The organism is Spartinivicinus marinus (assembly GCF_026309355.1).
Taxonomy (GTDB): Bacteria; Pseudomonadota; Gammaproteobacteria; order Pseudomonadales; family Zooshikellaceae; genus Spartinivicinus; species Spartinivicinus marinus.
On the sequence record NZ_JAPJZK010000001.1, the window covers coordinates 1,929,703 to 1,937,500 of the forward strand.

5 protein-coding genes and 2 rRNA genes (1 of these 7 cut by a window edge) are annotated in these 7,798 nt (G+C 44.7%); all 7 read right to left on the reverse strand.

Annotation, left to right across the window (positions count from 1 at the left end; all coding sequences use genetic code 11):
• Position 1: 1 nt before the first annotated feature.
• A complete protein-coding gene (locus OQE68_RS08775; RefSeq protein WP_180570517.1) occupies positions 2 to 736 on the reverse strand; it encodes a type III pantothenate kinase in 735 nt (244 codons plus the stop codon).
• Positions 733 to 1,695, reverse strand: a complete 963-nt coding sequence (gene birA, locus OQE68_RS08780; RefSeq protein WP_180570518.1) for a bifunctional biotin--[acetyl-CoA-carboxylase] ligase/biotin operon repressor BirA — start codon at positions 1,693 to 1,695, stop codon at positions 733 to 735. Before birA ends, OQE68_RS08775 begins: the two co-directional genes overlap by 4 nt.
• 79 nt (positions 1,696 to 1,774) lie before the next feature.
• Positions 1,775 to 3,133 (reverse strand): TIGR01777 family oxidoreductase, encoded by a 1,359-nt coding sequence (locus OQE68_RS08785; protein ID WP_180570519.1) that lies wholly within the window; start codon positions 3,131 to 3,133, stop codon positions 1,775 to 1,777.
• 109 nt (positions 3,134 to 3,242) lie between these two features.
• Complete coding sequence (tdh, locus tag OQE68_RS08790; protein ID WP_180570520.1) at positions 3,243 to 4,268, reverse strand: L-threonine 3-dehydrogenase; 1,026 nt, start codon at positions 4,266 to 4,268, stop codon at positions 3,243 to 3,245.
• A gap of 14 nt (positions 4,269 to 4,282) precedes the next feature.
• The gene (locus OQE68_RS08795) at positions 4,283 to 5,476 is read right to left on the reverse strand and encodes a glycine C-acetyltransferase (protein WP_180570521.1); all 1,194 of its coding nucleotides are present in this window, start codon (positions 5,474 to 5,476) and stop codon (positions 4,283 to 4,285) included.
• A 266-nt stretch (positions 5,477 to 5,742) separates the two neighbouring features.
• Positions 5,743 to 5,858 (reverse strand): 5S ribosomal RNA (gene rrf / locus OQE68_RS08800).
• A gap of 169 nt (positions 5,859 to 6,027) precedes the next feature.
• Positions 6,028 to 7,798, reverse strand: a 23S ribosomal RNA gene (locus OQE68_RS08805) (it continues 1,121 nt past the right edge of the window).

Sequence of the window (7,798 nt, forward strand, 5' to 3'; positions counted from 1 at the left end):
ATTATTGTGCGATCAATGCCAACCCATCGAGTACCAGCTCAGGCTCATGCAGATAGTCGACTGTTAAAGAAGAAGCAATAGCAGCTGCATCACCTCCTGTTATCACCACAATAGCCTCGCTATTTTGAGGTTTTAACGGAACAACCACTGATTCAATAAAAGCTATGACCATTTTTAACATGCCATGCTCTACAGCTTCAGCCGTATTTTTACCTAAATCAACTCGCTGCAAACTAGTACTGTCGACTTGCACTTGAGCAGTGCTCACTCGAAGACTTTCCCTCATCAACCGAAAACCTGGCACGATATAACCGCCTTCATGCATACCATTCATATCAATAACATCAACCGTTATTGCCGATCCCAAGCTCACAACCACCTTAGCGCAACTAGGGTATAAATGGTGACAACCAAGCATAGCCAGCCAGCGGTCTACTCCGAGCTTTGTCACATCAGCATAGGCCACTTCAATGCCATAAGCATTTTTCTGGGTTTTAACAAAATAAGGCTCTACCTCCCAGCCACGTTGACAACCATCCTTAAGCTGCAGCCTGACTTCTTCACCAGCAACATTTGCAACAATAATTTGCTGCGGCATGACACCTTGTATTCGTAGTTTTTTAGCAACTTCTGGCGCCTCACTTAAATCAAGCGCCCCCTTGGCTACATAGCTGCCACCTTCAGCATAGCGCCACTTAATTCGGGTATTTCCTACATCTACTTCTAGACGATTCATAAGGGCCTCAGGCTCACTTCACCACCACTAAACGTTTGCCACTGCCCATCTTCCATTTCGACGATAAGGGCTCCACTATCTTCCACCCCTCTGGCAATTCCAAGCAACTCACTCTCACCTGCAATCACTTTTACAGGCTGGTTAAAACACACATCGTATTTTGCCCAATCTTCTTTAAATGCTGAAAATCCAGTCTCAGTAAATCTATCAAGAGAGGTAAACATGTTTTTCAACACACTTAAGGCCACTTCATTTCGATCTACTCGATCTTGCTTTATTGATGCTAGATCAACAAATTGCTGACTTACTTTACTTTGCCAGTCAGAAGGCATCATCACATTTAATCCAACGCCAATAATGACTGTGCAATTTCCATACAGATCCCCCGCTATCTCTATTAATATCCCAGCTAATTTCTGGCGCCGCCAATAGAGGTCATTAGGCCACTTCACCTTTAAATCATTAATTCCTAACTTGGCTAATCCTTTCGCCAAAGCTAAACCTACAACCAAACTCAGCCCTTCCAATGTGTGCACTCCCTTGCTAACGGGCCAACTAAGGGTCATATATAAGTTGCTTGCGAACGGACTCACCCATTGTTTACCCTGTCTGCCACGACCACTAGCTTGATACTCAGCCATACAAATAAGCTTTTTGCCTGGATTCTGCTTAAGGTATTGCTGCACCTCATCATTTGTAGAGGTAACGGTAGCTAGTAGCTTTAGTTGATATTCACCACTGCGAATTTGTGGTAGCTGCTCCAACTTTTCTTGAGTCAACAGACTAACTCCTACCCCCAAGCGATAACCTTTACCTTTTACTGATTGAAGCTCTAACCCCCACTCTTGCAACTTTTTTAACTGTTTCCAAACAGCAGCACGACTAACCCCCAAAGATTTCCCAAGGGCATCACCAGAGTGAAATTGGCCATCAGCCAATAGCTTTAATAAAGCATCCATAATGTTCAGTTCAAATGAAATAATTGGGCAGCTTAATGAAAAGCCAATATGATGCAAGTCAGGTCTATTAATAATTTTTCTAGCTAAGTGACCTCAAGCAAGATTGAAGCTCAGGATATTTAAACTGATAACCACTTTTAATTATTTTAGAAGGTACAACCTTTTGCCCTGTTAGTAATACTTCTGTCGCCATTTCACCAACTAATATTTTTAGCAATGCTCCAGGCATTCTGAAGTTAAACCAAGTTTTTTCCACACCACCCAAGTTTTCTGCGAATTGCTTATTGGTTACTGGCTGAGGCGCAGTGATATTTACGGCTCCTTCTATATCAGACTGAGCAGCTAAATAAAGAATCATCGCAATGACATCATCCAGATGCACCCAAGACATCCACTGCTTACCTTCTCCTAATTGAGTTGCCACCTTTAGCTTAAATGGAAGCTGCAACTGCTTCATAGGACCACCATTTTTCCCTAGCACAACTCCAATTCTTAACAAGCAAACTCTTAAGCCTTGCCCTCCAAATTTCAGTGCAGCTTGCTCCCATTGATTGCATAGCTGATGAGAAAAGCCATCAACAAAATCCGCCTGTTCATCGAGTTCTTCATCCGCATTAGGGCCATAGTAACCAACGGCCGAACCATTAATCAGTAGCTGAGGCTTCTGCTCAAGCCGCTGCACTAACGTAAGCAATTCACTAGTTGTATTTAATCGGCTAGATAAAAAACTGGTTTTCTTCTTTTTATTCCAGCGACCACCTGCGAGAGGCTCTCCTGCTAAATTAATAATAGCGTCGATTTTTTCTTCGCTAGACAAATAGCTCAGTGCAGTGACATAGGTTACTTTACCTTGAATACCCTTGGCTCCAGAGGCAATATTTCTAGTTAACACTATCACTTCATGCCCTTGATCAACCAGAGTTTGAACCAAGGGCTTACCAATAAACCCCGTACCTCCAGTGATTAATAATTTCTTTCTTCCCTTTAATTTATATTGCTCTGGAATCTCAATGCGGTAGCTCACGGCTTGTTTTGGTTTTAACAATAGCATTGGGAGCAACATAGCCAGCCCTACAGGTATATTCAAATAAGCATGAGCCTCTATACCCCAGAAAAGAGAGATTGCCGTATCAAGCACAAGCCAAACAACGATTGCTATACAAATTGCTTTTTTGAGTAGAGAGCCTCCGTTATGCCAATATTGATGTACTGCTATTGTAAATAGCACTCCCCAGCTGGCGACAGTGACTCCAAAGAGTTGCAACATAGTCCCAAGCAAATCAGCTTGATTAGCGGTTTGAATAACCTCAAACTGCTCAAATAGGTATTGAGTGTAAGCAACAAACAGCTTAGTATTTGCTAATACAGCAAATAAAAGACCTAACAGTACATGGGAAACACCAAGAAAAAGTAACCAACGATAGATTAATTGCTGCATTTAAAAATACCCTGCTAACCCACTTACTTTATTTACTTACTTAGAAAATAAAAAAGGGTTAGTAACTATAAGCCACTAACCCTTTTAACAGTCTTGATAGTTTAGGCTCTTAGTCCCAGCTCAATACAACTTTTCCTGACTGACCGGAACGCATGATATCGAAACCCTGCTGAAAATCATCAACATAAAAACGATGGGTAATCATTGGGGTCAGGTCCAGCCCAGACTGGATTAAACTGGCCATTTTATACCAGGTTTCAAACATTTCCCGACCGTAAATGCCTTTGATATCAAGCCCTTTAAAAATAACCTCACTCCAATCAATAGCCATTTCCCCAGGTGGAATCCCCAACATAGCGATCTTGCCACCATGATTCATGTTTTTCAGCATGGACTTAAAGGCAACCGGCACACCTGACATTTCCAAACCCACATCAAAGCCTTCTTCCATTTTCAGCTGCGTCATTACATCTTCCAGCTGCTCTTTAGCTACATTAACAGTACGAGTAGCTCCCATTTGTTTAGCTAAGTCCAGTCTATAGTCATTAATGTCCGTGATTACCACATGCCGAGCACCAACATGCTTGGCAACTGCTGCAGCCATGATACCAATAGGTCCTGCACCAGTAATCAGTACATCCTCTCCCACCAAGTCAAAAGCAAGCGCCGTATGCACTGCATTACCAAACGGATCAAAAATAGCTGCTAATTCATCGCTAATTTCATCTGGTAGCTTGAAAGCATTAAACGCAGGAATGACTAAATACTCTGCAAAAGCACCATCACGATTAACCCCGACACCTACAGTGTTTCGACATAAGTGTCGGCGCCCAGCACGACAGTTACGACAATGTCCGCAGGTAATATGACCCTCACCAGAAACCCGATCACCAATCTCAAAGCCGGCGACTTCTTCACCAATACCAACAACTTCCCCTGCATATTCGTGACCTGTCACCATTGGTACCGGAATCGTTTTTTGTGACCACTCATCCCAGTTATAAATATGAATATCAGTACCACAAATAGCAGTTTTCTTAACTTTAATTAACAAGTCATTGTGACCCACCTCTGGCTGAGGTACATCGGTCATCCAAATGCCTTCTTCCCGCTTGAGCTTGGCTAACGCTTTCATGCCATCCTCTTAAATCAAATAATATTGAGCGCTTTTCCTACTTCAATAAAAGCTGCAACTGCTTTATCAATTTGCTGCTTGGTGTGCCCTGCACTAATTTGAGTTCGAATTCGCGCGTGACCTTTGGGCACCACAGGATAACTAAAACCAATCACATAGATACCTTTTTCTAACATCATATCCGCCATTTTGGCAGCCAAAGCAGCATCACCAATCATCACAGGAATGATCGCATGATCTTTACCAGCCAAAGTAAAGCCTGCTTTTTCCATTTCTGCACGGAAATAAGCAGCGTTATCCCACAAGCGCGCACGAAGCTCAGTACCTTCTTTCAACATAGCTAACACTTCAATAGAGGCAGCAGCGATTGAGGGGGCAAGTGAGTTAGAAAATAAATAAGGGCGGGAACGCTGGCGAAGAATATCAATGATTTCTTTCCGGCCTGATGTATAGCCACCAGAAGCACCACCTAGCGCCTTCCCTAAAGTACCAGTAATAATATCAATTCGATCAATAACTCCCGCATACTCATGACTGCCTCGGCCATTTTCACCAACAAAGCCTACCGCATGAGAATCATCAACCATTACCAATGCATTGTATTTATCCGCTAAATCACAAACCGATTTAAGATCAGCAATAATGCCATCCATGGAAAATACGCCATCAGTAACGATTAGCTTAAAGCGAGCTCCTACTTCATCAGCTGCTTTTAGCTGAGTTTCCAAGTCTGCCATATCATTATTGGCATAGCGAAAACGCTTTGCTTTACAGAGACGAACGCCATCAATAATTGATGCATGATTTAACGCATCAGAAATAACTGCATCTTCAGAGCCTAAAATCGTCTCAAATAAACCGCCATTTGCATCAAAGCAGGAGGAATAGAGGATGGTATCCTCCATCCCTAAGAACTCACTTAGTTTCGCTTCCAAGCTCTTATGGATATCTTGGGTCCCACAAATAAAACGAACCGATGCCACACCGAAACCGTAGCGATCCAAGCCTTTCTGAGCAGCTTCAATCAAACGTGGATGATTCGCTAAGCCCAAATAGTTATTGGCGCAAAAATTAAGCACTCTCTCACCACTAGCAACTTCAATTTCTGCTTGCTGCTGAGAGCTAATCACCCGCTCGCCTTTAAATAGCCCTTCAGACTTAATATTGCCTAACTCACTACTTAAATGATCCAAAAATGCCTGATTCATCCTTCTATCCTCTGCTCCACTTTTATTACTACGATTCTAACGCTTTTAATTAAAACAAAATACAACAACTAATTTATTAACAAAGGAGAGACTAACAAATCGACTTATACAGGCAAATAAAACCAATTATTTCTTGATCAAAGTGGCCTGTTGCCTAAGACATGCAAGTACTGGGAGTATAGGGCTCAAAAGAAAAAGGAAAGGAGTAACATCCCTAAAAGTAAAAAACCCCCAACACATTGTGCTGAGGGTTTTTAAAATAAGGCGCTTGACGATGACCTACTCTCACATGGGGAGACCCCACACTACCATCGGCGCGGAGCGGTTTCACTACTGAGTTCGGGATGGATTCAGGTGGTTCACACTCGCTATAGTCGTCAAGCAAAACTGGAATTTGGAACTGTTTTGCGTTGGTTTTCGTAATTTGAATTCTGCGTTGTACTTTTTTGGTGATACTCTTTAGCTTATTTTTAAGCTTTGCGTTCGATGTATTATTTCGTTGTGCTTGTCTATTTCGCTTTGGATTTGTACTCAAATCACTTTGGCGTTATATGGTCAAGCCTCACGAGCAATTAGTACGGGTTAGCTCAATGCCTCACAGCACTTACACACCCCGCCTATCAACGTCTTAGTCTTAAACGGCTCTTTAGAAGGCTCAAGGCCTAAGGGAAGTCTCATCTTGAAGGGGGCTTCCCGCTTAGATGCTTTCAGCGGTTATCCCGTCCGAACTTAGCTACCGGGCAATGCGTCTGGCGACACAACCCGAACACCAGTGGTTCGTCCACTCCGGTCCTCTCGTACTAGGAGCAGCTCTCCTCAAACTTCCAACGTCCACGGCAGATAGGGACCGAACTGTCTCACGACGTTCTAAACCCAGCTCGCGTACCACTTTAAATGGCGAACAGCCATACCCTTGGGACCGGCTTCAGCCCCAGGATGTGATGAGCCGACATCGAGGTGCCAAACACCGCCGTCGATGTGAACTCTTGGGCGGTATCAGCCTGTTATCCCCGGAGTACCTTTTATCCGTTGAGCGATGGCCCTTCCATACAGAACCACCGGATCACTAAGACCTACTTTCGTACCTGCTCGACATGTACGTCTCGCAGTCAAGCGCGCTTATACCTTTACACTAACCGCATGATGTCCGACCATGCTTAGCGCACCTTCGTGCTCCTCCGTTACTCTTTGGGAGGAGACCGCCCCAGTCAAACTACCCACCACACACTGTCCTCGATCCCGATCAGGGACCAGAGTTAGAACCTCAAACATACCAGGCTGGTATTTCAAGATTGGCTCCACGATAACTAGCGTTACCGCTTCAAAGCCTCCCAGCTATCCTACACAAGTAGGCTCAAAGTCCAGTGTGAAGCTGTAGTAAAGGTTCACGGGGTCTTTCCGTCTAGCCGCGGATACACTGCATCTTCACAGCGATTTCAATTTCACTGAGTCTCGGGTGGAGACAGCGTGGCCATCGTTACGCCATTCGTGCAGGTCGGAACTTACCCGACAAGGAATTTCGCTACCTTAGGACCGTTATAGTTACGGCCGCCGTTTACCGGGGCTTCGATCAAGAGCTTCGCCGAAGCTAACCCCATCAATTAACCTTCCGGCACCGGGCAGGCGTCACACCCTATACGTCCACTTACGTGTTTGCAGAGTGCTGTGTTTTTAATAAACAGTCGCAGCCACCTGGTATCTTCGACCGGCTCCAGCTCCATTCGCAAGGAATTTCACCAGCTCCGGCGCACCTTCTCCCGAAGTTACGGTGCCATTTTGCCTAGTTCCTTCACCCGAGTTCTCTCAAGCGCCTTGGTATTCTCTACCTGACCACCTGTGTCGGTTTGGGGTACGGTTAATAATGACCTGAAGCTTAGAAGCTTTTCCTGGAAGCATGGCATCAATTACTTCCTCATCCGAAGATGAGTTCGATATCGGCTCTCAGTATTAGCACCCCGGATTTGCCTAAGATGCCTACCTACAACCTTAAACCTGGACAACCATCGCCAGGCCAACCTAGCCTTCTCCGTCCCTTCATCGCAGTCATTATTAGTACAGGAATATTAACCTGTTTCCCATCGACTACCACTTTCGTGCTCGCCTTAGGGGCCGACTCACCCTGCGCCGATTAGCGTTGCGCAGGAAACCTTGGTCTTCCGGCGAGGGAGCTTCTCACTCCCTTTATCGTTACTCATGTCAGCATTCGCACTTCTGATACCTCCAGCAGACCTCCCGATCTACCTTCGCAGGCGTACAGAACGCTCCTCTACCACCCTAACCTAAGTTAGGATCCGTAGCTTCGGTGTCTAGTTTGAGCCCCGT

What these genes read in the sequence shown, in the direction of transcription:
- OQE68_RS08775 (WP_180570517.1), bottom strand. Translation starts at nt 736, where the DNA reads ATGAATCGTCTAGAAGTAGATGTAGGAAATACCCGAATTAAGTGGCGC.
- birA (WP_180570518.1), bottom strand. Translation starts at nt 1,695, where the DNA reads ATGGATGCTTTATTAAAGCTATTGGCTGATGGCCAATTTCACTCTGGT.
- OQE68_RS08785 (WP_180570519.1), bottom strand. Translation starts at nt 3,133, where the DNA reads ATGCAGCAATTAATCTATCGTTGGTTACTTTTTCTTGGTGTTTCCCAT.
- tdh (WP_180570520.1), bottom strand. Translation starts at nt 4,268, where the DNA reads ATGAAAGCGTTAGCCAAGCTCAAGCGGGAAGAAGGCATTTGGATGACC.
- OQE68_RS08795 (WP_180570521.1), bottom strand. Translation starts at nt 5,476, where the DNA reads ATGAATCAGGCATTTTTGGATCATTTAAGTAGTGAGTTAGGCAATATT.